The organism is Burkholderia mycopellens (genome assembly GCF_964265025.1).
Lineage (GTDB): Bacteria > Pseudomonadota > Gammaproteobacteria > Burkholderiales > Burkholderiaceae > Burkholderia.
The window spans coordinates 730755-756055 of the sequence record NZ_OZ183803.1; the positions used below are offsets into that span (position 1 = coordinate 730755).

At 70.1% G+C, this 25301-nt stretch carries 15 protein-coding genes; 14 read left to right on the forward strand and 1 reads right to left on the reverse strand.

All coding sequences use genetic code 11. The features are described 5' to 3' along the window. Window positions 1-118: 118 nt before the first annotated feature. From ACPTTC_RS21570 to ACPTTC_RS21610, 9 genes are all read left to right on the forward strand, one after another. Entirely contained in the window at window positions 119-4516 is a 4398-nt protein-coding gene (locus tag ACPTTC_RS21570; protein ID WP_423393828.1) for an amino acid adenylation domain-containing protein, read from the forward strand. Further along, complete coding sequence (locus ACPTTC_RS21575; RefSeq protein ID WP_423393829.1) at window positions 4513-9987, forward strand: amino acid adenylation domain-containing protein; 5475 nt, start codon at window positions 4513-4515, stop codon at window positions 9985-9987. The genes ACPTTC_RS21570 and ACPTTC_RS21575 overlap by 4 nt, the downstream gene beginning before the upstream one ends. Continuing rightward, window positions 9984-11036: a Gfo/Idh/MocA family oxidoreductase gene (locus ACPTTC_RS21580; protein ID WP_423393830.1), complete on the forward strand. Its 1053-nt coding sequence runs from the start codon at window positions 9984-9986 to the stop codon at window positions 11034-11036. Before ACPTTC_RS21575 ends, ACPTTC_RS21580 begins: the two co-directional genes overlap by 4 nt. After that, on the forward strand, window positions 11033-12754 hold the full coding sequence (locus ACPTTC_RS21585; protein ID WP_423393831.1) for an ABC transporter ATP-binding protein: 1722 nt from the start codon (window positions 11033-11035) through the stop codon (window positions 12752-12754). The genes ACPTTC_RS21580 and ACPTTC_RS21585 overlap by 4 nt, the downstream gene beginning before the upstream one ends. Next, window positions 12754-14535 carry an ABC transporter ATP-binding protein gene (locus ACPTTC_RS21590; RefSeq protein ID WP_423395695.1) on the forward strand — a complete coding sequence of 594 codons (1782 nt, stop codon included), beginning with the start codon at window positions 12754-12756 and terminating at the stop codon, window positions 14533-14535. Before ACPTTC_RS21585 ends, ACPTTC_RS21590 begins: the two co-directional genes overlap by 1 nt. A 113-nt stretch (window positions 14536-14648) precedes the next feature. Further along, complete coding sequence (locus ACPTTC_RS21595) at window positions 14649-16874, forward strand: TonB-dependent siderophore receptor (protein WP_423393832.1); 2226 nt, start codon at window positions 14649-14651, stop codon at window positions 16872-16874. Then, window positions 16874-17137 carry a hypothetical protein gene (locus tag ACPTTC_RS21600; RefSeq protein WP_175953185.1) on the forward strand — a complete coding sequence of 88 codons (264 nt, stop codon included), beginning with the start codon at window positions 16874-16876 and terminating at the stop codon, window positions 17135-17137. The genes ACPTTC_RS21595 and ACPTTC_RS21600 overlap by 1 nt, the downstream gene beginning before the upstream one ends. Before the next feature lies 1 nt (window position 17138). Further along, entirely contained in the window at window positions 17139-18650 is a 1512-nt protein-coding gene (locus tag ACPTTC_RS21605; protein ID WP_423393833.1) for a PepSY-associated TM helix domain-containing protein, read from the forward strand. A 22-nt stretch (window positions 18651-18672) separates the two neighbouring features. Further along, complete coding sequence (locus ACPTTC_RS21610; RefSeq protein WP_423393834.1) at window positions 18673-19920, forward strand: RhtX/FptX family siderophore transporter; 1248 nt, start codon at window positions 18673-18675, stop codon at window positions 19918-19920. Window positions 19921-19926: 6 nt separating this feature from the next. Here the strand turns inward: ACPTTC_RS21610 and ACPTTC_RS21615 are convergent, their stop codons facing one another. Next, window positions 19927-20859, reverse strand: coding sequence for a LysR substrate-binding domain-containing protein (locus tag ACPTTC_RS21615; RefSeq protein WP_423393835.1), 933 nt, complete (start codon window positions 20857-20859; stop codon window positions 19927-19929). A gap of 199 nt (window positions 20860-21058) precedes the next feature. On the opposite strand from ACPTTC_RS21615, the gene ACPTTC_RS21620 reads away from it, so the two are divergent. The 5 genes from ACPTTC_RS21620 to ACPTTC_RS21640 all read left to right on the forward strand — a co-directional run bounded on the left by ACPTTC_RS21620 (window position 21059) and on the right by ACPTTC_RS21640 (window position 25183). Next, window positions 21059-21718 carry an RraA family protein gene (locus tag ACPTTC_RS21620; RefSeq protein ID WP_423393836.1) on the forward strand — a complete coding sequence of 220 codons (660 nt, stop codon included), beginning with the start codon at window positions 21059-21061 and terminating at the stop codon, window positions 21716-21718. Between the two features lie 29 nt (window positions 21719-21747). Beyond that, window positions 21748-22428, forward strand: coding sequence for an RraA family protein (locus ACPTTC_RS21625; protein WP_423393837.1), 681 nt, complete (start codon window positions 21748-21750; stop codon window positions 22426-22428). Then, entirely contained in the window at window positions 22428-23072 is a 645-nt protein-coding gene (locus tag ACPTTC_RS21630) for an RraA family protein (RefSeq protein WP_423393838.1), read from the forward strand. The genes ACPTTC_RS21625 and ACPTTC_RS21630 overlap by 1 nt, the downstream gene beginning before the upstream one ends. Beyond that, entirely contained in the window at window positions 23069-24286 is a 1218-nt protein-coding gene (locus tag ACPTTC_RS21635; protein ID WP_226196010.1) for a pyridoxal phosphate-dependent aminotransferase, read from the forward strand. Before ACPTTC_RS21630 ends, ACPTTC_RS21635 begins: the two co-directional genes overlap by 4 nt. 90 nt (window positions 24287-24376) lie before the next feature. Further along, complete coding sequence (locus tag ACPTTC_RS21640) at window positions 24377-25183, forward strand: alpha/beta fold hydrolase (protein ID WP_423393839.1); 807 nt, start codon at window positions 24377-24379, stop codon at window positions 25181-25183. Window positions 25184-25301: the final 118 nt, after the last annotated feature.

Here is a 25301-nt window from a genome sequence, read left to right on the forward strand (position 1 = left end):
CTGACCGGCAGCCTAAAGCAATCGACCGGACTCATGGGGGTGAATGAGATAGATTCTCATTCACGGGTGGCCGCCGCCGCGCGGATCCGCCATCGAACGACCCATACAAGGCGTGCCCATGAGCCAGACCGCTGTCGATTCCAGCATCGATCATTCCGATCCTTCCCGTTTTTCTCCCATAGCCTTTCGCTCGCAGCTCGTCGCGATGATCGCCGAGCTGCTCGACGAACCCGTCGGCGAAATCGCGTCGCTCGACGATGACGAGGACCTGCTGAGCTGCGGCCTCGATTCAATCCGGCTGATGTATCTGCAGACGCGGGTGAACCGCCTCGGCTACGCGCTGACGTTCGATGCGCTCGCGCGCACGCCGACGCTCGGCGCGTGGGCCGAGCTGCTCGCGAATGCGCCGCGCGTCGCACCCGCGGCGCCCGACGTCGGGGCGGCCGAGGTTGCCGAGGTCGACGTGCATGCGCCGTTCGACTTGTCCGCGGTCCAGCAGGCGTACTGGCTTGGCCGCAGCGACGAAGAAGTGCTCGGCGGCGTGAGCTGTCACGCGTTCCTCGAGTTTCGCAGCCGCGCGATCGATCCCGTTCGTCTCGATGCGGCGTGCCAACTTGTGCGTGCGCGCCATCCGATGCTGCGCGCGCGCTTCAGCGGTGGTCGCCAGCAGATCGTCGCGGCGCCGGACGCGCCGGTGTTCGCGCATGCGGACTGGCGTGACAGGACGGCCGCCGATGCGCAAGCCGAATGGGTGTTGCTGCGCGCGCGCCGGTCGCACGAATGTCTCGACGTCGAGCACGCGCAGGTCTTCATGATGGGGCTCGTGCAGATGCCCGGCGGCGAGGATCGCGTGTGGCTGAGCGTCGACCTGCTCGCGGCCGACGTGGACAGCGTGCGGCTGCTGATGCAGGAGATCGGCGCCGCGTATGCCGAGCCTTCGGCGTTGCCCGATGCGCCGTCGACGTGGTTCCCGGCCTGGCTCGCGCGTCGCGCGGCCGATACGCGCGCCGCGCGGGCCGCGGCGCGCGACGCCTGGCAGGCGCGGCTTGCCGCGTTGCCGGAAGGGCCGGCATTGCCGCTTGCCCGTGCGCCGGAAACGATCCGTGCGCCGCGTTTCAGCCGCGTCGCGCATACGCTGAGCACGGCCGAACTCGCGCGCCTGCAGGCGCGGGCCGCGCAGCATGGCGTCACGCTGTCGTCGGTGTTCGGCGCGGCGTTCGCCGCGGTGCTCGCGCGCTGGAGCGGCCGGCAGGCGTTCCTGCTCAACGTGCCGCTGTTCGACCGGCACGGCGATGCGCCCGATCTCGGCCGCGTGATCGCCGATTTCACGACGCTGCTGCTCGTCGAATGCGACATGCGCGCCGACGCGAGCGCGGCCGACACGGTGCGCGCGTTCCAGCAGCGGCTGCACGGCGCGATCGCACAGGCTGCCTATCCGGCGCTCGAAGTGCTGCGCGACGCGCGCCGGCAGGGCGCGCCGCGCGCAGCGCCCGTCGTGTTCTCGTGCAATCTCGGCGACGCGCCGTTCGTGCCCGACGCGTTCGCGCGCGTGTTCGGCGATCTGCACGACATGATTTCGCAGACGCCGCAGGTGTGGCTCGATCATCAGCTCTATCGCGTGCCGGACGGCGCGCTGCTCGCGTGGGACAGCGTCGACGGCCTGTTTCCCGACGGCATGATCGATGCGATGTTCGGCGCATATGTCGCGCTCGTGCAGGCGCTGTGCGATCGCGACTGGCGGCTGCCGATCGCGGTCGAGCTGCCGTCCGCGCAGCGGCGCGTGCGCGATGCGCTCAACGCGGTGCCCGCGCCCGCGCGGCCGCGCACGCTGCATGCCGACTTCTTCGCATCGGCCGCGCGCGAGCCGGAGGCCGTCGCATTGCGCTGCGGCGAGCAGGTGGTGACGCGCGGCGAACTGGCTGCGCAGGCGCTGGCGATCGCGGGCGGCCTGCGGGCGGCCGGCATCGGTCGCGGCGACGCCGTCGAGATCAGCCTGCCGCGCGGGCCCGCACAGGTGGCCGCGGTGTTCGGCGTGCTGGCCGCCGGCGCGTGCTACGTGCCGCTCGATATCGCTCAGCCACCCGCGCGCAAGGCGCTGATCGAGCGCGCGGCCGGTGTCAAGGCCGCGATCGGCGACGCGACGCTCGCCGATGCGCCGCTGCCGCATTTCGGCATCGCGGCGCTGATGCGGCACGAACCGCTGGCCGCGCCGCTCGCTGTGGCGCCGCAGGCGACCGCTTACGTGATCTACACGTCCGGCTCGACGGGCGTGCCGAAGGGTGTCGAGATGACGCACGCGGCGGCGCTCAACACGATCGATGCGATCGATGCGCTGCTCGGCGTGCATCCGCAAGACCGTTTGCTCGCGGTATCGGCGCTCGATTTCGACCTGTCGGTGTACGACCTGTTCGGCGTGCTCGGCGCCGGCGCCGAGCTCGTGCTGCCGACCCAGGATGACGCGCGCGACGCGGCGCGCTGGATCGAGCTGATCGCGCAGCATCGCGTGACGCTGTGGAATTCGGCGCCCGCGCTGCTGGAAATGGCGCTGGCGGTGCCCGCTGCGGCCGACGCGTGCCGCAGCGTGCGCGCGGCGCTGCTGTCGGGCGACTGGATCGCGCTCGACCTGCCGGCGCGCCTGCGCGAACGGTGCGGCGACGCCTGCGCTTTCCATGCGCTCGGCGGTGCGACCGAGGCCGGCATCTGGTCGAACGTGCAGACGGTGCGCGACGTGCCGCCGCACTGGCGTTCGATTCCGTATGGCCGGCCGTTGCCGGGGCAGGCCTATCGTGTCGTCGACGCCGATGGCCGCGATGTACCGGATTACGTGCCGGGCGAACTGCTGATTGGCGGCGACAGTCTCGCGCGCGGCTACCGGAACGATCCCGAGCTGACCGCGCAGCGTTTCGTGCAGCAGGCGTCGGGCCGTTGGTATCGCACGGGCGACCGTGGCCGCTACTGGCCCGACGGCACGCTCGAATTCCTGGGGCGCGAGGATCGCCAGGTGAAGGTGCGCGGGCACCGGATCGAACTGGGCGAGATCGAGGCGGCGCTGGCCGCGCATCCGCAGATCGACGGTGCGTGCGCGAGCGTCGTCGGCGGCGAAGCCGCGCGTATCGCGGCTGCGTTCGTGCCGGCCGATCGCGCAGCGGATGCCACGTCGTCATCGCCCGCGCTCGCGGAAGCGGACCTTCCCGATACCGTGCACGCGGAAGCAGCCGTCGCGCGCGCGGTCGCCGATCGGCTGCTCGACGGCGATACGGGCTGGCCGCCGTCGTTGCGCGCGCATGGGCATGCAAAGGATGACGTAGCGATTTCGATCGACGGCGCGCTCGATCTGCTCGGCTGGCATGCCGCCGATCTCGACGACCTGACCGGCTCGCTGCGCGTGCTCGCCGCAGACCCTGAAGGCGCCGCGCGGCGTGTGCCGCTCGATCCGCGGATCGCGCCGCTCGCGTTCGCGGCGCGTCTGCCGGATGGCGCACGCGCGCTGCGCCAGTTCGGCGATGCGCTGCAGGCCCTGGCCGCCGCACACACCGAGCCGGTGCGGGTCGCGGTGCTCGACGCGCGTGCCGGGCAATGGTTCGATGCGGGGCTCGGCGTGCTTGACGATCCGCGCTTCGACGTGACGCTGTTCGACGCGTCGCCAGGCCTGCTGCACAACGCGCAGGCGTACTTCGTGCACACGACGCCGACGCTGCAGGCGATGCAGGACGGCCTGCTGCCCGAGCGCCATCTCGGCCGGTTCGATTACGCGATCAGCTTCGCGGCGGCCCACCTGCGTGACGATCCGCGCGACACGTTCCGGATCGCAGCAGCGTTGCTGGCGCAGCATGGCCACTTGCTGCTCGCCGACGTGCTGCGCGATTCGCCGCTGCGTGAGCTCGTCGCGGGGGTGACGGGCGATGCGTCGCTGCCGCGGCCGCTTGCGCACGATGCGCTGGCGTCGGCGGCACACGCATGCGGCTTTGCGCTGGACGATTCCCGGAGCTGGCGCTCGACCGCCTTTGCGTGCATCGACGCGCGCCGTGTCGGCGAAGCGGCCCCGCAAGCGGCGCTGGCCGACTGGCTGCGCGACCGGCTGCCCGACGCGATGCGTCCCGATGCGCTGTGGTGCATCGCGCGCTGGCCGCTCAACGCGAACGGCAAGATCGATCGACGGGCGGTAGGCGACGCGCTTGCGCGAGCGCTCGGCGATGCGCCGGCCGCCCACGATGCGTTCGTGCCGGCCGACGAACGGCAGGCGACGCTGCTTGCGTGTTGGGAGCACGCGCTTGGCCGCCCGGCGAACGCGCGCGACGCGACGTTCTTCGCGCTCGGCGGCGACAGCCTGCTCGCGACGCGCCTGCTTGCGCAACTGCGCGAGCGGCTCGGCGTGCGGATCGGGATGGCGGCATTCTACCGGCAGCCGACGCTCGCGGGTCTCGCCGCGCAGCTCGACGAGGCGGCATCGGCGGCGCCTGCGTCGAAGGCCGACGGCGGCGCGCCGGTCGCCGCGATCGAGGAGGGCGTGCTGTGAGCTTCGATGACGTGCTCGATCTTTGCCGCGAACGCCAGATCGAACTGTGGTGCGACGACGGCGGCCAGTTGCGCTATCGCGCGCCGGCCGGCGCGCTCGATGCGGAGCTGGCCGCGCGCATCAAGGCCGAACGCGACGCGTTCGTCCGCTTCCTGCAGGGCGGCGCGTGGCGCAGCGATCCAGCGCGCCGGCACGAGCGGTTCGCGCTGACGCCGGTGCAGGCCGCGTATGTGCTTGGCCGGCATGAATCGTTCGAGTTCGGCGGCAATGCGTGCCATCTGTACGTCGAATACGGCGAGCCCGCGAATCTCGACTGCGTGCGCTTCGAGGCGGCGTGGAATGCGTGCGTCGCGCGGCATCCGATGCTGCGCGCGATCGTCGAGGACAACGCATGGCAGCGCGTGCTGCCCGACGTGCCGTGGCAGCCGCTCACGGTGCACGACCTGCGCGATGCCGATGCGAACGCATTCGACGCGCATGTAGGCAGCGTGCGCGAGCGCCTCGACCATGCGGTGCACGCGCTCGATCGCTGGCCGGTGCTGCAGCCGGAAGTGAGCCTCGGGCCGGAAGGCGCGGTGCTGCACCTGTCCGTCGATTTCACGCTGATCGACTACGCGAGCCTGCAATTGCTGCTCGCCGAATGGCGGCGCCGTTACGACGATCCGCAATGGCAGCCCGCGCCGCTCGACGCGACGTTCCGCGACTATGTCGTCAATGAAGCTCATGCCGGCACGCGCGCCGATCAGGCGCGCGACAAGGCGTGGTGGCTGGCGCGCATCGACGATCTGCCGGCGCGCCCCGATCTGCCGGTGGTGCCCGCGAGGCGTGCCGACGCGCGGCCGCGTTTCACGCACCGGCATGCGCGGCTCGATCGTGCGCAATGGGCCGCGCTGAGCGGCCACGCGAGCCGCTTCGGGCTGAGCGCGACAAGTGTCGCGCTGGCCGCGTTCGCCGAGGTCGTCGGCCGCTGGAGCCAGTCGCCCGCGTTTTGCCTGAACCTGACGGTGCTGAACCGTCCGCCCGTGCATCCGCGCATCGACGCGGTGCTCGGCGATTTCACCGCCCTGAGCCTGCTCGCGGTCGACGCGACGCAAGGGCGCGATTTCGTCGAGCGCGCCCGCACGATCGGCGCGCGGATGTTCGACGATCTCGACCATCGCGCGTTTACCGGCGTCGACGTGATGCGCGAACTCGCGCGGCGGCGCGGCAAGGATGCGGCGCTGATGCCGGTGGTGTTCACGAGCGGCATCGGCAGTGTGGGCCGCCTGCTCGGCGAGCACCCGTCTCGCGCCGAGCTGCCGCGCTACATGATCAGTCAGACGCCGCAGGTCTGGCTCGACTGCCAGGTGACCGACCAGTTCGGCGGGCTCGAAATCGGCTGGGACGTGCGCGACGACCTGTTTCCGGACCGGATGCCCGCGGCGATGTTCGATGCGTACGTCGCGCTGCTGGGCCGGCTCGCCGCCGATGCCGAATGGTGGTTGCGCGCGGGCGACATCGTGCTGCCGTCCGACGCACCCGTTGCCGATGTCCACCCGGATGCGGACACGCATATCGCGGCCGGCTTCGCCGCGCAGGCGTTGCGTACGCCCGATGCGCCGGTGGTGATCGATGCGCAGGGGGCGCGTACGTATCGCGACGTCGCGCAACACGCCGCGGCGCTGCGGTCCGCACTCGAACAGGCCGGCGTCGGCCTGGGCGACACCGTTGCCGTGCTGATGCCGAAGTGCGCGAACCAGCTCGCGGCCGTGCTCGCGATCGTCCAGGCGGGTGCCGCGTACGTGCCGGTCGACTGCCGCCAGCCGGCGCTGCGGCAACAGGCGATCCTGCGCAATGCTCGGGTGCGTGCGGTTGTCAGCGTGCAGGCGCTCGACTTCGAACATGATGGTTGCGTGCGCATCGATATCGACGCGTTGCCGGTCGATCCGCAATGGCCACCGCGCGCTGCGCGCGATATCGACGGCGATGCGCTCGCGTACGTGATCTATACGTCGGGTTCCACCGGCGAGCCGAAGGGCGTGATGCTGAGCCACGCGGCCGTGTGCAACACGCTTGCCGACATCAGCGCGCGCCATCGAGTCGGCGACGGCGACGTGGTGCTCGGCCTGGCCGAACTGAGCTTCGACCTGTCCGTCTACGACTTCTTCGGCGCGACCGCGCGCGGCGCATGCGTCGTGCTGCCCGATCCGGCGCGCGGCAACGATCCGTCGCACTGGGCCGAACTGATCGTGCGCCACCGCGTGACGCTGTGGAACTCGGTGCCCGCGCAAGGGCAGATGCTGATCGACTACCTCGAAGGCGAACCGGCGCTCGAGGTGCCGGGCCCGCGCCGCGTGCTGTGGTCGGGCGACTGGATTCCGGTGACGCTGCCCACGCGCTGGTGGCGGCGCTGGCCCGACAGCGCGCTGTTCAGCCTGGGTGGCGCGACCGAGGCATCGATCTGGTCGATCGAGCATCCGATTTGTCCGGCGGACACGCAGCTTGCCAGCATTCCGTACGGCCGCGCGCTGACCGGGCAGACGATGGAAGTGCTCGACGCGCTCGGCCGGCCATGCCCGCCCGGCGTACGGGGCGAGATTCATATCGGCGGTGTGGGGCTTGCAACGGGTTACGCGAACGATCCCGTGCGAACGGCTGAACGCTTCATCCGTCATCGCGACGGGCGCAGGCTTTATCGCACCGGCGATCTTGGCCGCGTGCGCGCTGACGGTTCGCTCGAATTCCTCGGGCGGCAGGACGATCAGGTGAAGATCCGCGGCTACCGGATCGAACTAGCCGAGATCGATGCGGCGCTGACCGCGCATCCGCTCGTCGGCGCGGCCGCGACGATCGTGCTCGGCGAAGGCGCGGAGCGCAGGCTCGCGAGCTTCGCGTCGCTGCACGGTGCGGAGCCGTCGACGTTGGCGCAGGACGACGCGCTGCACGAGATCGCGCAGCACGTGCGCATGGCGTTCGACGCCGCGCGCTGGCCTGCACATATGGACGTGGCGCGGTCGGTCGCCCAGCTCGAAGCGGCCTGCGTGGCGTCGCTGGCCGCGTGGATCGTGACGGCGGGCGCGCTGACCGAGGATGCCGCGACGGATTTTGCGACGTTGTGCGAACGGTTGCGCGTGCCGGCGGCTCGGCAGCATCTGCTGCGCCACTGGCTCGCGATGCTCGACAGGCACGGCGTGCTGCATGCGGATGCCGAAGCTGGCGGCTGGCGTCTGCGGCCCGATGCCCGCCACGCCGATGCGCACGCATGCTGGGACGCGTTTGCGAAGGAGGCGCCGCCCGATCTGTGGCCCGCCGTCCTCGTCGACTACTTCCGCGACAGCGCGGGATGCATCGACGTGCAGGTGGACGGCAGCGTGTCGCCTGCCGGCCTGATGTTCCCGGAGGGCGCATCGTATATCGCCGACGCGATGTACAGCGACGGCGAACATGCGCACGCACTGCACGACGGGATGGCGCAGGCCGTCCGCGCGATCGTCGCACGCGAGCCGCAGCGGCCATGGCGAATCCTCGAGATCGGCGCGGGAACGGCTGCGGCGACGCGGACGATCGTCGACGCGCTCGCGCCGCTGGTCGAAGCGGGCGTGCGGATCGACTACCTGTTCAGCGACGTGTCGAGCTATTTCCTCGCGGCGGCGCGCGAGCGCTTCGCCGCGTATCCGTGGATGCGGTTCGTGCGGTTCGACATGAATGCGCCGCTCGACGCGCAGGGCATCGCGCCGCATTCGATCGACGTCATGATCAGCTCCGGCGCGCTGAACAATGCGCGCGACACGGTCGCGCTGGTCGCCGGGCTGCGTGCGCTGTCGGCGGCCGATGCATGGTGGGTGATCCAGGAGCTGACGACCGAGCATCCGGAGATCAGCATCAGCCAGGGGCTGATGATGGAAACGCCGAGCGACGCGCGCGCCGAGTCGGCGCGGTTGTTCGTGCCGCGCGCGCAGTGGCTCGAATGGTTGCAGTCGGACGGGGGCGATCGTGCGCTGGGTTGCGTGGCGCCCGGCACGCCGCTCGACGTGCTCGGTTACGACATCCTGCTCGCGCACGTGAAGCGCGGCGCGGCGCGCATCGCGCCGGAAGCGCTGCTGGCGTTCGTCGCCGAGCGCGTGCCCGGCTACATGCTGCCGTCGCAATTGCGTGTGCTCGACCGTCTGCCCGTGACCGCGAACGGCAAGGTCGACCGCCGTACGCTGGCCGGCATCGCCGACATCCGCGAGCCGGAGCCGGCGGCCGCTCGACCGGCACGCGCGCAGACTGCCGCCGATCCGCTGCTGGCGCGGCTGATCGGCTTGTGGGAAGCCGTGCTCGATACGCGCAACGTCACGCCGGACCAGGACTTCTTCGCCGCGGGCGGCGATTCGCTGTTGATCGCGCAGCTCGTGTCGAGACTGCGTGGCGAGGAACCGCTTGCACAAGCGCATCCGTTCGACCGGCTGCTGCGCTGGGTGCTCGCGCAACCGACGCCGGCTGCGTTCGCGCAATGCCTGCGCGATGCGGGCGAGCCGCAGGCGGGCGCACCGTCGCCGGCCGTCCCGCGCGCGACTCACGCATCGGCGGTGATCCACGCGCCTGCGCCCCGCGTGCGCGCCGGCGTGCGCCCGATTCCGCTGGCGCCGGGCGACGGCGTGCCGCGCGTCATCGTGCACGAAGGGCTCGGCACCGTGCATGCGTATCGTCCGGTCATGCCGGCGCTCGCGCGGCTCGGCCCGGTGCTCGGCTTCGCGGTGCGCGACGCGCAGGACTATCTCGATGTGCCGGCGCGCCACCTGAACGCGACGCTCGGCCGGCGTTATGCCGATGCGTTGTGGCGCACCGGCGTGCGCGAGGTCGACGTGCTCGGCTACTGCTCGGGCGGGCTGGTCGCGCTCGAAATGGCGAAGTCGCTGGTGCAGCTTGGCGTCGAAGTGCGCACGCTCGACATCGTGTCGAGCTACCGGATTCCGTACCTGATCGAAGACGAACGGCTCGTGCTGTTCAACTTCGCGGCGACGCTCGGGCTGCCGCTCGACGCGCTCGGGTTTCCGGAAACGTATGTGCTGGCCGACGCGCTCGCCGACGCATTGAAGGCCGACCCCGCGCGTCTCGCGCCCGGCAGCCTGCAGGCGCAGCTGGAGATTTTCGGCGATCGCTGCGAGCCGCTCGACGCATTGCGCCGCCGCGTGCTGCGCGCGGCCGCCGGATTGTCGATGCAGGACGAGGTCGCGCATCCGCTGCTCGACGAACGCGAACGGCTGTACCGGCTCTTCATGCATTCGGTGCAGGCGAGCCACTGGGCGGGCGACGCGCCTTACGCGGGTGCGCTGCGGCTGTTCGTGCCGGAGCGCTGCAACCCGCTGATTCCGCAGCAGCGCGCGGCGCTCACCGAATACTGGACGGCGCAGGCGCTCGGCGGCATCACGCCCGTCGATATCCCCGGCGGTCATTTCGACTGCCTGAATGCCGCGTTCGTCGACACCCGCCTGAAGGAGGCGCAATGAAGGTCCATCCGCTGCCGGTCGTCGTGGCCGGCTCCCGCTTCGGCCAGTTCTATGCGGCGGGCATCGCCGCGTCCGATGCGTATTGCGTCGCGGGCATCCTGGGGCAAGGCAGTGCGCGCACCGCCGCGCTGGCCGCGCGCGTCGGCGCGCCCGTGTTCGACAGCCCGGAAGCGCTGCCCGACGACGTCCGCGTTGCATGCGTCGCGGTCGGTGGCGCGGCGCGCGGCGCCGACGGGGCCGCGCTCGCGTGCCGGCTGCTCGAACGCGGGATCGATGTCGTGATCGAGCATCCGCTGCTGCCCGGCGAATGGGATCGCGTGCTGCGCACCGCGTCGCGTCATGGCCGCCGCTGCCTGCTCAACAGCTTCTATCCGAACCTGCCGGTCGTCTCCCGCTTCATCGCCGTCGCGCGGCGGCTGCGCGAGACGAGTGCGCCGGTGCATGCGGATGTCGTGTGCTCGGTGCAGGCCAGTTTCGCGGCGCTCGACGTGCTCGCGGCCGCGCTGCAGGGCGTGGGCCCGTGGTCGGTCGAACCGATCGGGCCGGCCCTGTCGTCGATGCGCGAATGTGCGATGGTGCTGGCCGAAACGCCGGTCTCGCTGCGCGTGCACAACGAGATGGCGGCCGCCGACGACGGCCGCATGAGCATGCTGTTCGGCATCACGCTGACGACCGATGCCGGCACGTGGACACTCGCGTCGCCGCATGGCCCATTGTGGTGGGCGCCGGCGCTGCGCGAACCGGAGATCGACGAAAACGGGCTGTTCCCGATCTTCGGCGACGCGGCGGGCAGCGACATGCCGAGCATCCAGATCTGCGACGATGCGCGCGACACGTGGGGCGCGATTCATGCGCGCGGCTGGCCGCAGGCGGCCGTGCGCGCGGTCGATCGGCTCGTGTCGGGCGAAGGGCTGCAGGCGTGCAACCAGCGCAGCATCGACGTGACGCGCGTCTGGCAGCAACTGACGATGCAGCTCGGTTTTCCGGAGCCGCCGCCGGGCGACGCGTGCGCGTCCACGCTCGGCATGCTGCTGGAGCGTGCCGCATGAAGGGGCCGTTGCTGTCGATGTTGCGGCCGTTCGCGGCGCCGCTCGTGGCGGCGGTCGTGCTGCAGGCGCTGGCGGGTGTCGCATCGCTCGTGCCGTGGCTCGCGCTCGGCCGGATCGCCGACGCGTGGCGCGCGGCGGCGCAGCTCGACGCATCGGCGCGCGGCTGGCTCGTCGCGGCCGTGGTGGCCGGCGGGTGCTGGCTGGGTGGCCAGACGGTCGCGCTGCACCTGACGCACCGTGTCGACGCCGATCTCGCCGATCGCTTGCGCAGGCGCCTCGCCGATCATCTGCAACGCTTGCCGCTGGGCTGGTTCGCGCGTGCGGGCAGCGATCGCGTCGCGCGTCACGTCGACCAGGACGTGCGTGCGCTGCACCAGCTCGTCGCGCATGCGCCGGCCGACGTCACGCAGCTGATCGTCGTGCCGTGCGCGGCGCTCGCGTGCCTGCGTTACCTGAATCCCGCGCTGCTCGCGTTCGCGCTCGTGCCGCTCGTCGCGGGCGTCGCCCTGTTTCGCTGGATGCGTTCGGCGCGGTTCGCACCGGCCGTCGCGGCGCGCAACGCGGCGCTCGAAGGGCTGATGGGCGACTACGCGCAGCTCGCGCAGAACCCGGCGCTCGTGCGGCAGTACCCGGGCGCCGGCATCGAGGCGGCCGCGCTGGAGTCGACCGGGCGCTTCGAACAGGCGTTTTCGGCGTGGGTCGGCCGTGTCGGCGGGCCCGGTGCGTGCACGCAGGTGCTGCTCGGCACGCCGTTCCTGCTCGCGTGGGTGATGCTCGGTGCGATGGGGCTGACGGCAGGCCGCTTGCCGGTCGGTGAACTGTGCGCGTTCGCGCTGCTGATCTGGGCGGTTGCCGCGCCGGTGCGCGCGCTCGGCCACGGCGCCGACGCATTGCGCGAAGCGCGAGCGGCCGCTGCACGCCTTGATGCGTTGCTCGCCCAGCCGGGCCTGCCCGAGCCGGCCGATGGCGCCGCACAGGTGCCGCGCGACGCGTCGATCGAGCTGCGCGGTGTGCGTGTCGACATCGACGGTACGTCGATCCTGCGCGACATCGATGCGACGATCGCGGCGGGCACGACCACCGCGATCGTCGGGCCGTCGGGCGCGGGCAAGAGCACGCTGCTGATGCTGCTCGCGCGCTTCATGGATCCGGACCACGGCACGGTGCGGCTCGGCGGCGCCGATCTGCGGCTGCTCGCGTCGGATACGCGGCGCGAACAGGTGGCGATGGTGTTCCAGCAGGCCGCCGCGCTCGACGTGTCGATTGCCGCGAACATTGCGCTTTACCGGCCGGATGCCGATCGCGACGCGATTCGCGCGGCCGCACGCGCGGCCTGCCTCGACGAACGCATCGACGCGTTGCCGGGCGGCTACGACTGCGTGTGCGGGCGCGACGTGCGGTTGTCCGGCGGCGAACTGCAGCGGCTGGCGATCGCGCGCGCGTGGTTGTCGCCGGCGCCGTTGCTGCTGCTCGACGAACCGGCCTCGGCGCTCGATCCGCAAACCGGGCGTGCGTTGCGCAATGCGCTGCGCGGCGACGCGCGCACGCGCGTGATCGTCAGCCATGATCTCGACGCGATCCGGCATGCGGACCAGATTCTCGTGATGGATCGCGGCCGCATCGTCGAGCGCGGCACGCATGCGGCGCTGCTGGCCGCGCGCGGGTTGTATGCGCGGCTATGGCGCGAACGCGGTGCCGCAGGCGGGGAGGCCGCATGATGACGAAGACGCTCAAACGTTTGCAGTGCCTGCCCTCCGAAACCCGCCGCGCGCTGTGGCGCGGGGTCGGCTGGGCGGTGGCCGCCGCGTTGCTCGACGGCGCCTGCGGGTTGCTGCTCGTGCCGTTGATCCGCGCATGGTTCGCCGGCGCGCCTGCGGCCGTGCTGCACTGGACGATCGCGCTCGGCGCGCTGACCCTTTGCCACGCCTTCGTGCTGTATGTCGCGCAGCGCGGCGGCTATCGCGCGGGCGGCGCGCTCGCGGCCGGTCTCGTCGAACGCCTCGTGCGGCACCTGCCGCGCATCGCGTCGTGGCAGACGGTGCGCGACAGTCATCCGGCCGGGCTGCTGCGCGGGCCGGTCATGCAGGCGATGGGGATGCCGGCGCACCTGCTCGGGCCGCTGATCGGCGCGGTCGTGACGCCGCTCGCGGTCGTCGCGGGGCTCGTGTGGATCGACTGGCGCATCGCGCTGTGCCTCGCGGCCGCCGCCGTGTTGTTGTTCACGCTGCTCGAACGCGGCGGGACACGGACGCTCGCCTTCGAACAGGCCCGCGCGTCCGGCGATCGCGACATGGCCGTGCAGCTTCAGGCCTTCGCCGCGCATCAGGGGCTGTTGCGCTTCGCGGGCCAGGAAGGTGACGCGCGCGCGGCGCTGCAGCGCGCGTTCGACGAGCAGCATCGCCGCACCCGTGCGCTGATGCGACGCTCGCTGCCGATCGAGCTCGGTTTCGCGGGCGCGGTGCAGGGCGTGTTCGTCGCGATGCTGGTCGGCGGCGCGTGGGCCGTCTCGGCCGGCCGGCTCGACGCCGCGACGGCCGTGGCGGTGCTCGTGCTGCTCGTTCGCTTCATCGAGCCGCTCGCGCAGCTCACCCAGCTCGACCAGGCGCTGCGCGGCGGCTGGCGCGCGCTCGACACCGTGCTCGCGGTACTGCATGCGCCGCGTTTCGACAGCCCGGAGCGCGGCACGCCGGTACACGATGCGAGCGTCGACGCGGTGCGCGTCGGCTACCGGTCGGCCAGCGGCGCGACGCTGCTCGACGGCGTCGACCTGCATTGCCCGGCGGGCGGCTTCGTCGCGATCGTCGGCCCGACGGGCGCGGGCAAGAGCACGCTGCTGGGCCTGCTTGCACGGCTCGACGATCCCGTCGCCGGGCGCGTGCTGCTCGGCCGCTCCGATGTGCGGCACCTGAGCGAGGCGACGCTCGCCGCGACGCGCAACCTCGTGTTCCAGGACAACGGGCTGTTCCGCGGCAGCCTCGCGTGGAATGTGCGGATGGGCCGCCCGGACGCGACCGACGCCGAACTGCGCGCCGCGCTCGACGCGGTCGGCCTGCTGCGCGACGCCGAGCGCTTGCCGGACGGGCTCGAGTCCGACGTGGGGCCGGGCGGCCAGTTGCTGTCGGGCGGGCAGCGCCAGCGTGCGTGCCTCGCGCGCGCGCTGCTGGCGCGTGCGCCGGTGCTGATGTTCGACGAGCCGACCGCGAGCCTCGACGAGCTGAGCGCGCGGCGCGTGCGCGACAGTCTCGTCGCGCTGCGCGGGCAGCGCACGCGCATCGTCGTCACGCACCAGCCGGCGCTCGCGGCCGCCGCCGACACGATCGTCGTGCTCGACGCGGGCCGGGTGCGGGCGACCGGCACGCACGCGCAACTGGTCGAGACCGATGCCTGGTACGCGACGTTCGCCCGCGCCGGACGGCCGTCCGACGCGCCACCGGCCGCCGAAGCGGACGTGGACGTGGACGTGGACGCGCAAGCGCGACCGGCCGAATCCGAACACTGACGTGAACAATGCGATCCGGCATGCCCGGGATCGATAGGAAAAGCCCCTCGATCGAAAAAGCGCCCGCCGGTTCTATTTGATAATGAGAATGATTATCAAATACGGGGGCGTGAATGCGGTACGAGGTGCTGGAACCTGGGAGATCAAGGACGAAGGGCGCGCGCGTCGCCCGTTTGCGGCGAGGGTGCTGGCGCCAGTCGCTGTATCTGGGCCTGCTGATCGCCGCGCATCCGGCGGCGGCGTTCGCGGATGCGGCGCCGGCGGCCGACGCGGAAGTCCGGAAGGAGGAAACGACCGCCGTGAAGCCCGCCGCGGGCGAGCTGAAGGCGATTTCGGTGACCGCGTCGCGCGGCGTGGCCGACGATCCGTCGGTCGCGACGGTCGGCAAGATGCCGCTTGCGCTGAGGGAGATTCCGCAGTCGGTCAGCGTGACGACGCGTGAGCGGATCGACCAGCAGAACCTGTACTCGCTCGACGAAGTGATGCAGCAGTCGGCGGGCGTGACGGTGCAGCCTTACGTGCTGCTCACCACCGCGTATTTCGTGCGCGGCTTCAAGGTCGATTCGTTCGAATTCGACGGCGTGCCGGTCGTGATCGGCGACATGGCGAGCGCGCCGCAGGACATCTCCGTGTACGAGCGCGTGGAAATCCTGCGCGGCGCGAACGGCCTGCTGCACGGCTCGGGCAACCCGGCCGCGACGGTCAACCTCGTGCGCAAGCGGCCGCAGTACCAGTTCTCCGCGAACGCGAGCGTGAGCGTCGGCAGCTGGGACCGCTATCGCGCGGAAGCCGACATCGGCGGGCCGCTCAATGCGGCCGGCACCGTGCGCAGCCGGCTCGTCGCCGCCTACGAGGATCGCCATTTCTTCTACGACCACGCCAAGCAGGACACGCGGTCGATCTACGGCATCACGGAAGTCGACGTGACGCGCGACACGCTGCTCACGTTCGGCGCGCAATACCAGACGACCCGGTCGGTGCCCGACATGTCCGGCGTGCCGATGGCGCGCGACGGGTCGAGCCTCGGCCTGTCGCGCTCGACGTTCCTCGACACCGCGTGGGGCCACTTCGACTGGGACACGACGCGCGCGTTCGCGTCGCTCGAGCAGAAGCTCGGCGCCGGCTGGAAGGCGAAGGTCAGCGGCGAATACCAGAGCGTGCGCTCGGACCTGAAATACGCGGGCTCGTATGGCGCGATCGACCCGGCGACCGGCGCGGGCGGCGCGCTGACGGGCGGCGCGTACCAGTTCAGCAGCTACAGCCGCAGCCTCGATGCGAACGTGCAGGGCCCGGTGCATGCATTCGGACTCACGCACGACCTGTTGTTCGGCGTGACCTACGCGAACAGCAGCAGCGGGCAGATGTCGGCGCAACTCCTGGGCAACGTGGCCGGCACGCCGGTGAACGTGTACCGCTGGAACCCGAGCAGCGTGCCCGAGCCGGACGTTGGCCCGTACCAGCAGTCGCAGCAGAACGACGTTTCGCAGAAGGGCGTGTACGGGCTCGGCCGCATCAAGCTCGCGGAACCCGTCACGCTCGTGCTCGGCGGCCGCATGAGCTGGTGGAACCAGGACAGCCTCGGCGCGCACTACAACACCGGCCACCAGTTCACGCCGTACGGCGGGCTGATCTGGGATTTCGCGCGCGACTGGTCGTGGTACGCGAGCTACGCGGAGGTGTTCCAGCCGCAGACCAAGTCGATGTGGGGCGGCGGCATCCTGACGCCGGTGAAGGGGCGCACCTACGAGACGGGCGTGAAGGGTGAACTGGCGGGCGGCAAGCTCAACGTGTCGCTCGCGGCGTTCCGCATCGATCTCGACAACAACCCGCAGGTCGATCTCGCGCATCCGTGCGCGGGGCCGAACTGCTACTACGTGAACGGCGGCAGCGTGCGCAGCCAGGGCTTCGAGTTCGAGGCGAACGGCCGCATCACGCCGTGGTGGAGCGTGTGGGCGAGCTACACGTACGACACGATGCGCTATGCGGACAACCTCGCGAACGCGGGCGCGTCGTTCGCGCCGCTGCTGAACCCGCGCCACCTGTTCCGGCTGTGGACCAACTACGACCTGCCGTGGCAGGAGCGGCGCTGGAGCATCGGCGGCGGCGTGCAGGTGCAGAGCAATTACTCGGCGCAGGCGAACGGCGTCACGATGAGCCAGGGCGGCTACGCGCTCGCGAGCGTGCGGCTCGGCTACCGCTACGACAAGCACTGGAGCGCGGCGGTCAACGTCAACAACCTGTTCGACCGCAAGTACTACCTGAGCCTGAGCAACCCGGGCTGGAACAACCGTTACGGGGAACCGCGCAACGTGATGCTGACCGTGCGCGGGCAGTTCTGATGGCGGGCGGCTGGGGTACGCGGGCGGCGCTCGCGATCGGCGGCGTGCTGCCGGGCTCGGTCGCGCTGGCGGTCACGCTGGCCCGTCATTACCCGGCCGACGGATTGAACCGGCTCTACGCGGCCGTGCTGCTGTCGCTCGCCGCGGGCGTCGCCGCGCTGCTGTGGGTGCTCGTCGCGCCCGGGCGGCGGCAGGCTGCGTGGCGCGCGGGGGCATGGCTCGCGGTGCTCGTGCCCTGCGCGATGCTCTGGGGAGGGCGCTGACATGGACGCTTCGTCGCGTTCGCGCTGGCGCGCGCAGCACCGCGGCGCCGGTGCGCTGTTCGGCGTGGTGCTGTTCGTCGTGCTGTTCAGCGGCACGTGGAGTCTCGCATTCGATTCGATGCAGGGCTGGTGGCGGCCGCCGCCGGTCGCCGTTGCGCGGCCGTCGCTGCCGCTCGATGCGCTCGTCGCGCGTGCCGCGGCGCTCGGCGTTTCGTTGCGCGATGCGCGCATCGTGCTGCCGCAACCTGACGATCCGGCGATCCGCTTCTGCGACGCGCGCCAGGCGTGCACGCTGGCGCTCGACCCGGCGACGGGCGAGCGGCTGGTCGACGGCGCACGCGCGGCGTTGCTCGTCACGCTGCACAAGACGCTGTTCGCGGGCTTTCCCGGGCGCATCTTCGTGAGCCTGTGGGGCATCGTGCTGCTCGTGCTCATCGTCGCGGGCCTGGTCGTGCATCACCGGCGCTGGCCCGACGCGGCGCGTATCCGGCGCGATAAAGGGCTGCGCGCCGCGCTGTTCGACCTGCACGCGTGGATCGGCCTGTGGGGCTCCCCGTGGCTCGTGTTGTTCGCGTTCACGGGCGCGTTGTCGGGGCTCGGCGCGCTCGGCACGGTGTCGCTCGCGGGCGTCGCCTATCCGGGGCAGCCGCAGCGCGCATTCGCCGAACTGCTCGGCGGGCCGCCGCCCGCCGCAACTGGCGACGCGTGGCGACGCCCGCCCGATCTCGATGCGCTGCTGCGGCGCGACGCGGCGCGCATCGCGGATTTCCGACCCGAAGCGGTCGTGCTGCATGGCTGGGGCGACGCGAACGCGCGCGTCGAGATTGCCGGTACGACCGCCGGCCTGCCGAGTACGGCGGTGTTCGAGCGGCACCTGTATCGCGCGGCGGACGGGCAATGGCTCGCGGATGCCACGTCGCGCGGCCGCGGCTTCTGGCTGCGTACGTTCATCGCGGTGCAGCCGCTGCATTTCGCGCAATACGGCTGGGTGGGGGCGATGGACGGCGTGCTGCGCGTCGTGCATTTCCTGATGGGGCTCGCCGCGTGCGCGCTGTGCGCGACGGGGCTGCATCTGTGGATCGAGCGGCGGCGGGCGCAGCAGGATCGCGCCGCGAACGTGCTGGCGGCGATCGCCGTCGGCATATGCGGCGGGCTCGTGCTCGCGGGCGGCGTGCTGCTGTTCGCAGGGCGCGCGTTACCCGACGGCGTGCACGTCGACCATGCGCTCGCGATGCTGTTCTGGGCCGTGTGGGGCGGTGCGGTCGCGCTTGCGGCCGGTGTGGCCGATCGCGCGGCATGGCTGCGCAGGCTGATGCGCGCGGCCGGCGCCGCGTACGGGCTGGCCGGCGTGACGCACTGCGCGATCGCGCTGCTCGGCGCGGGCGAACCCGTGTACTGGCCGATCGACGCGGCACTCGTCGCATTCGGCGCATTGCTGTTGCGTGCCGCGCGTCGTCCGCGCCGCGGCGCGATGCGGACCGCGCGCGTGCCGGCCCGCGTCGAACCTTTTTAATGTCATGCAACTGGAGACTCCGATGCGCGATCTGCTCGAACATCGCCGCCTGGTCATCACGATCACGCTGCTTTACCTGTCACAGGGAATCCCGATCGGCATTGCGATGGACGCGATGCCGACCCTGCTGCGCCACGACGGCGCGCCGCTTCACGCACTGGCGTTCCTGCCGCTCGTCGGCTTGCCGTGGGTCGTGAAATTCCTGTGGGCGCCCGTCGTCGACAACCGCTGGTCGCCGCGCATCGGCCGGCGGCGCAGCTGGATGCTGCCGATGCAGACGCTCGTCGTGCTGTGCCTCGGCAGCCTCGCGCAGATCGGCATGACGGTCGCGACGGCCGGATGGGCGGTCGGCCTGCTGGCCGTCGCGTCGCTCGCGAGCGCGACGCAGGACATCGCGAACGACGGGATGGCCGCCGAGCACTTCCGCGGCGACACGCTCGCGAAGATCAACGCGATCCAGATCGCGGGCGTGATGATCGGCTTCTTCGGCGGCGGCGCCGGCACGTTGACGCTGATCGGCCTGTTCGGGCAGCGCGCCGCGTTTCTCGCGCTGGCCGCCGTGCCGCTCGCAAGCCTTGCGTGCGTACTGTGGGTGCTGCCGCGCGATGCGGATCGCGCACGCGTGCACGCCGAACACAACGCAAGCCTCGTGCGCTTCGCGAAGCGGCCGCGTTCGTGGTCGCTGCTGTCGCTCGCGCTGCTGTCGGCGATGACGGCCGTATCGGGCTTCGGCCTGTCGAAGCTGTTTCTCAACGACGCGGGCTGGTCGCTCGACGCGATCGGGAAGCTCGGGATGGCCGGCGGCATCGTGACGGTCGTGCTTGGTTGCGGCGGCGGCGCGTGGCTCGTCCGGTGGCTCGGATTGTGGCGTGCGTTTACGGCCGGCGTGAGCTGTGCGGGCGCGGCCGCGCTGCTGTGGTTCGCACAGGCGAGCGGGTGGCTGCCGGTGTCGCCGTCGTGGGCATGGCTGTGCACGGTACTCGGCTCGCTGGCGACCGGCATCACGTCGGTGTCGATCATGACGGCCGGCATGCGCTTCGCGGGCGGCAGCGACCAGGCCGGCACCGACGTGACGGCCGTGCAGAGCACGCGCGATCTCGGCGAGCTGATCGCGTCGTCGACGATCCTGTCGCTCACCGCGAAGGTCGGTTATACGGGCGGGTTTCTGGCCAGTGTGGCGCTGGCGGTGCTGGCCGCGTTGATCGCGCTGCGGTTGCGGCGGCGGGAGGCGGCGTATGCGGTGAAGGTCGACGATGCGCTGGCGTCGTGATCGTCGTCATGCATTCCGTGCCGCGCGATTCACGCGCGCACGGTTTTTTTTCAGCATGTCGAGCGCTTCATCGACCATCGGATGATGACGTTGGGTGTTCCATACGGCTGCTGCCGTCACGACCATGACCTTTTCCTTCAGCGGGCGAACGATCACGTTCTCCGGCGCCAGCTTGCGCATTGAAGCAGGCACGAGCGCCACGCCCTGACCGCAACCGACGTACGCAATTTGCGACGTCACCGATCGAACTTCATGCACGACGCGCGGCGTCAGGCCATGCGTGCGGCAGACCGATATCAGCATGTCGAAGTAGACGGGGCTGACTTGCCGCGCCGACATGATCAGTTGCTCGCCCATCAGCGATCGGAGCCGTATGCTGGGCATCGCGGCAAGAGGATGTTTCTTCGGTAGCGCCACGGCGAGGCGATCCTCCGCGAGCGGCAGCGTCGCGATGCCGTTCGCCACTTCGCCGTCGACGCGCGCGAAGGCGAGATCGAGCTCGCCGGCTTCCAGTGCGGGAATCGCGTCGACACTGTCGATCTCGTTGACGAACACGGTCAAATCCGGATGCGCGCGCTTGAGCGCATCCAGCAACGGCGGGACCGTATCGAGCATCGCGGACGTAATCGCACCCACGTGCAGCACGCCCGACTGACCGGCCGCGACCTCACGCACCACGCGTTGCAGCCGCTCGGCCTGCTCTGCGAATTGCCTGACGGCCGGCAGGATCGCCGCACCCGCGGGGCTGAGCTGCGTTCCCTGCCGCGAGCGATGGAACAACTGCATCTTCAGCGACTGTTCCAGCACCTTGATCTGCTCGGTCAGTGGCGGTTGCGACATGTTCAGCCGCTTCGCCGCCCGTCCGAAATGCTGCTCCTCGGCGACGGCGAGGAACATCCAGAGCTGCCGGATCAGCCGGTAGTCGATCGTATTGCTCATGGCGGGTGCGTCCAGGGTGAAATGATGCCGATGCCGTCACCGGAGCAGCCTCCGTGACGACGGCATTATCGCCGCCGCCAGCCGGCGACGGCGTACCTTCCGTATTCCTGAAATCGTATCAGGCAGATACGAAATACGAAATTTACATACCACGCTGCCGAGGCGACGATTGCCCCACTTGATAACGGGGACCCGCGTGATGGATCAGCCTTCCTTTCTCGATCGCCTTGCCGCGCTCGACACGAACACCGTGTCGGATGCGCTGGACTTTCTGGGCCTGCCCGGTGCGACGGTCGGTTTGCGCCCGCTGTGGGCATGCCCAAAAGTCGTCGGGCGGGCCAGCACCATTCAACTCGGTCCGAAGACGGATGCCAGGCCGACCGTGCATCTCATTTCGCCGGTCGTCGACGCCGTTGTCACGGACGACCGCGTGCTCGTGATCGCCGGCGGCGCGGACGGCATTTCCTGCTGGGGCGACATCCTGGCCAACGCGGCGACCGCGAGGCGGATCCGCGGTTCGGTGATCGACGGATCGAGCCGCGACATCGAAGGCAGCGAATCGATCGGCTACCCGGTTTACGGGCGCGGCGTCACGATGATCAGCGCGCGCAACCGTGTGGTTCAGGTCGATTCCGGCACGCCGGTGCAGATGGCCGGTGTGACCGTGCACCAGGACGATTACGTGATCGCCGACCGCTGTGGCACGGTCTTCGTGCCGGCGATGCACATCGAGGACGTACTCGATCTGGGCGAGCGTATCGCGAAGCGGCAGGACGGCATGGTGGCCGCCGTGCGCGCCGGCCGCCCGGTCGCGGAAGTGATGCACGACAAGGAATTCGAAGCAATTGCGGTGCGCTGAGCGCCGATCTTTTATCTGGAGCATTGGATATGACGAATCCGAGCAAGGCTCGAGCGGAAGACCGGGAACTGGCCGCGTTGTTCGCGGGCCTCGATACGCCCGGTGTGTCGGACGCGATGGACAAGCTGGGTCTGCACGGGCAGGCACTGGGCGTCATGCCGCTGACCGACTATCCGCAAGTCGTCGTCGGCCCCGCGTTCACGGTCAAGTACGTGCCGGCCGGCGTGCCGCCCGGCACCGTCGGCGACTTTATCGACGACGTTGCGGAAGGCGATATCGTCGTGATCGATAACGACGGCCGCACCGACTGCACCGTATGGGGCGACATCATGACCCAGTACGCGGGGCTGCGCGGCATCGCGGGCACCGTGATCGACGGTGTCTGTCGCGACGTGAACAAAGCGTTGCGCGACAAATATCCGCTGTTCACGGCGGGGCGTTTCATGCGTACCGGCAAGGATCGCGTGCAGGTCGAAGCGGTGAACGCCACCGTCGGGATCGGCACCGTGCGCGTGGCGGCGCGCGACATCGTCGTCGCGGATGCCAACGGCGTCGTCATCGTGCCGCGCGGCCGTGCGCGCGAAGTGGCCGAAGTCGCTCGGCAGATCGAAGCAACCGAATCGCGCATTCGCGAACAGCTGGCACTCGGCAAGACGCTCCGTGAAGCGCGCGCCGCGCTGGGCTACCACACGCTGCAAAGGAAAGCCTGATGTCCACGATCAACCCCTACGGCGCAGACCTGCTCGACCAGGCCCGTGCGCTCGGGACCTCGACGCTTCACGAGGCGTCGGGGCTCGCGACCAGTTCGGTCGATCCCGCCATTCGCACGGTATGGCCGGGCGCGTCGGTCGCAGGTCCGGCCTATCCGCTCGAATGTTCGCCGGGCGACAACCTGTCGATCCACATCGCGATGGAGCAGGTCCCGCGGGGCAGTGTGCTCGTCGTATCGACCGGCGGCTTCGTGTCGGGCTACTGGGGCGAAGTATTGACCGTGGCAGCCGAGGCGGCCGGCGTCGCGGGGCTGGTTATCGACGGTGGCGTGCGCGACATCGCGGCGCTGGTTGCGCGGCGCTTTCCGGTATTCACGCGCGGCATATCGATGCGCGGCACGATCAAGGCGAGCGCGCCTTCGGTCGGGCAGCCGCTCAGCTTTGCCGGCACGCCGGTCGCGGCCGGCGATCTGGTCGTCGCGGACGATGACGGCGTCCTCGTGATCCCGATGGCCCATGTCGAACGGACGCTGACCCAGGGGCAGGCGCGCGCCGACAAGGAAGCGCGGATGATGGACGCGTTGCGCGCAGGCCGCAGCACGCTGGACCTGATGGGCCTGACGAACTGGAGGGCTGCGCAATGAACGCGCCGATCGACACGCTGAACCGCTTCCTGGCCGCGGCCCGCCCGTCGGCTACCTACAAGGTGATGGACCGCGTGGCCGCACGGCGCGCCAGCGGTGCCGCGGTGATTTCGCTGAGCGCCGGCGAGCCGGACTTCGACACGCCCGAGCACGTGCGCGAGGCCGGCATCGCGGCGATTCGTGCGGGCCACACGCGCTATACGCAGGTGGCAGGGCTGCGCGCGTTGCGCGAAGCGATCGCCGGCAAGTTTCGGCGCGAGAACGGGCTCGACGTGGAATGGCGCGACACGCTCGTCTGCAGCGGCGGCAAGCAGGTGATTTTCAATGCGCTGGCCGCGACCCTGAACGAAGGCGACGAAGTCATCGTTCCGGCGCCTTACTGGGTCAGCTATCCGGAGATCGTGCAGCTTTGCGGCGGCCGATCCGTTGCCGTCGCCTGCGGCGCGGAAAGCGGCTTCAAGCTCACGCCGGATGCACTGCAGGCGGCAATCACGCCGCGTACGCGGTGGCTGATCCTGAACTCTCCGTCCAATCCGACGGGGGCCGTGTACAGCCGCGCGGAACTGCAGGCGCTTGCCGGTGTTCTGCTCGCGCATCCGCATGTGCTGGTGCTGTCCGACGATATCTACGAGCACCTGATTTTCGACGGCATCGAGTTCTTCACGATCGCGCAGGTCGAGCCGCGCCTGCGCGAACGTGTGCTGACGATGAACGGCGTGTCCAAGGCTTACGCGATGACGGGCTGGCGCATCGGTTTCGGTGCCGGGCCGCGCTGGCTGATCGATGCGATGGAGAAGCTTCAGGGGCAGCAGACGTCCGGCGCGTCGACGATTTCGCAGCACGCCGCATTGGCCGCGCTGACCGGGCCGCAGGATTTCATCGCGCACTCCCGCGCTGCATGCCAGCGCCGTCGCAATCTCGTCGTCGAACAGCTCGACCAGGCGCCGGGATTGCGGTGCGACGTCCCGCAGGGTGCGTTCTATGCGTTCGCGTCGTGCGCAGCGCTGATCGGCAGGACGACACACGCCGGCACGCGCCTGGCGAGCGACGAGGACGTGGTGAATGCATTGCTCGATGAAGCCGGCGTCGCGACCGTGCACGGCAGTGCGTTCGGGCTGGGCCCGTACATCCGTATCGCGTACGCACTGGACGACCCGTCGTTGCTGCGCGCGTGCGCGGCCATCAAGGATTTCTGCCGGACGCTGTCGGTCTGAGCGTCGTTGTCCGGGGCTGGCTGTTCGGCATCGATCGACCGCATTGCATCGACGCCGACGCAACCTCGTCTTTACTCGGGAATCAAGACGATGAGTGATGAATTTTCCCGGTCGCGGTTCTCGTTCTCGATTGACGACACCGCACTGGATGTTTCGGCCATCTATCGCGGCGGCGACAAGACGCCGATCGTGTTCCTTCACGGCTTCGGCTCGACGAAGGAAGACTACGCGGATATCGTCCGCCACCGCGCATTCGACGAGCGGCCTTTCGTTGCTTATGACGCGCCGGGCTGCGGGGAAACGCAGTGCGCGGATCTGTCGAGGATCACGATTCCGTTCCTGGTCGAAACGGCGTTGAACGTGATCGGCCGCATGGGCTTCGAGCGATTCCATCTGGTCGGACATTCGATGGGCGGGCTGACGGCGCTGATGCTCGCGCACCGATATCCGGCGCGCGTGCTCAGCTTTGTCGATATCGAAGGGAACATCGCGCCCGAGGACTGCTTCCTGAGCCGTCAGATCATCGACCATCCGCGCGACAGCGCCGAACGCTTCTTCGACGATTTCATCGAGCGAACCTGTCGTGCACCTGCGTATGCGAGCGCGCTGTACGCGGCCAGCTTGCGTCACAAGGTGCGCGCGGAAGCCGCCGGTGGGATCTTCCGCTCGATGGTCGAACTGTCCGACAACGGCGACCTGATGCGCAAATTCCTCGCGCTGCCGTTTCCGCGGATGTTCATGTACGGCGAACAGAACGCAGCGCTGTCGTACTTGAAAACCATCGAGGCGCAGGGTGTCGTGCTGTCTGAAATCCCGGATTGCGGGCATTTCCCGATGTATTCGAATCCGGTATTGATGTGGAAAGCCATCGCCGAATTCCATGCGAACGGAGGTTGACGCGAGCTCGCGCTCGGCCGGAGAAGGGAGGATGCGCAGACGCGCCGCACGATGCTCGAGCCGACGATTCCGTCGGTTGTGCTCACGCAGAACGTGCTCGAATCCGGCGGCGATTGAC

Excerpts from the sequence above, each read along its gene's own strand:
- ACPTTC_RS21570 (WP_423393828.1), top strand. The coding sequence starts at position 119 with ATGAGCCAGACCGCTGTCGATTCCAGCATCGATCATTCCGATCCTTCC.
- ACPTTC_RS21580 (WP_423393830.1), top strand. The coding sequence starts at position 9,984 with ATGAAGGTCCATCCGCTGCCGGTCGTCGTGGCCGGCTCCCGCTTCGGC.
- ACPTTC_RS21585 (WP_423393831.1), top strand. The coding sequence starts at position 11,033 with ATGAAGGGGCCGTTGCTGTCGATGTTGCGGCCGTTCGCGGCGCCGCTC.
- ACPTTC_RS21590 (WP_423395695.1), top strand. The coding sequence starts at position 12,754 with ATGACGAAGACGCTCAAACGTTTGCAGTGCCTGCCCTCCGAAACCCGC.
- ACPTTC_RS21595 (WP_423393832.1), top strand. The coding sequence starts at position 14,649 with ATGCGGTACGAGGTGCTGGAACCTGGGAGATCAAGGACGAAGGGCGCG.
- ACPTTC_RS21600 (WP_175953185.1), top strand. The coding sequence starts at position 16,874 with ATGGCGGGCGGCTGGGGTACGCGGGCGGCGCTCGCGATCGGCGGCGTG.
- ACPTTC_RS21605 (WP_423393833.1), top strand. The coding sequence starts at position 17,139 with ATGGACGCTTCGTCGCGTTCGCGCTGGCGCGCGCAGCACCGCGGCGCC.
- ACPTTC_RS21610 (WP_423393834.1), top strand. The coding sequence starts at position 18,673 with ATGCGCGATCTGCTCGAACATCGCCGCCTGGTCATCACGATCACGCTG.
- ACPTTC_RS21615 (WP_423393835.1), bottom strand. The coding sequence starts at position 20,859 with ATGAGCAATACGATCGACTACCGGCTGATCCGGCAGCTCTGGATGTTC.
- ACPTTC_RS21620 (WP_423393836.1), top strand. The coding sequence starts at position 21,059 with ATGGATCAGCCTTCCTTTCTCGATCGCCTTGCCGCGCTCGACACGAAC.
- ACPTTC_RS21625 (WP_423393837.1), top strand. The coding sequence starts at position 21,748 with ATGACGAATCCGAGCAAGGCTCGAGCGGAAGACCGGGAACTGGCCGCG.
- ACPTTC_RS21630 (WP_423393838.1), top strand. The coding sequence starts at position 22,428 with ATGTCCACGATCAACCCCTACGGCGCAGACCTGCTCGACCAGGCCCGT.
- ACPTTC_RS21635 (WP_226196010.1), top strand. The coding sequence starts at position 23,069 with ATGAACGCGCCGATCGACACGCTGAACCGCTTCCTGGCCGCGGCCCGC.
- ACPTTC_RS21640 (WP_423393839.1), top strand. The coding sequence starts at position 24,377 with ATGAGTGATGAATTTTCCCGGTCGCGGTTCTCGTTCTCGATTGACGAC.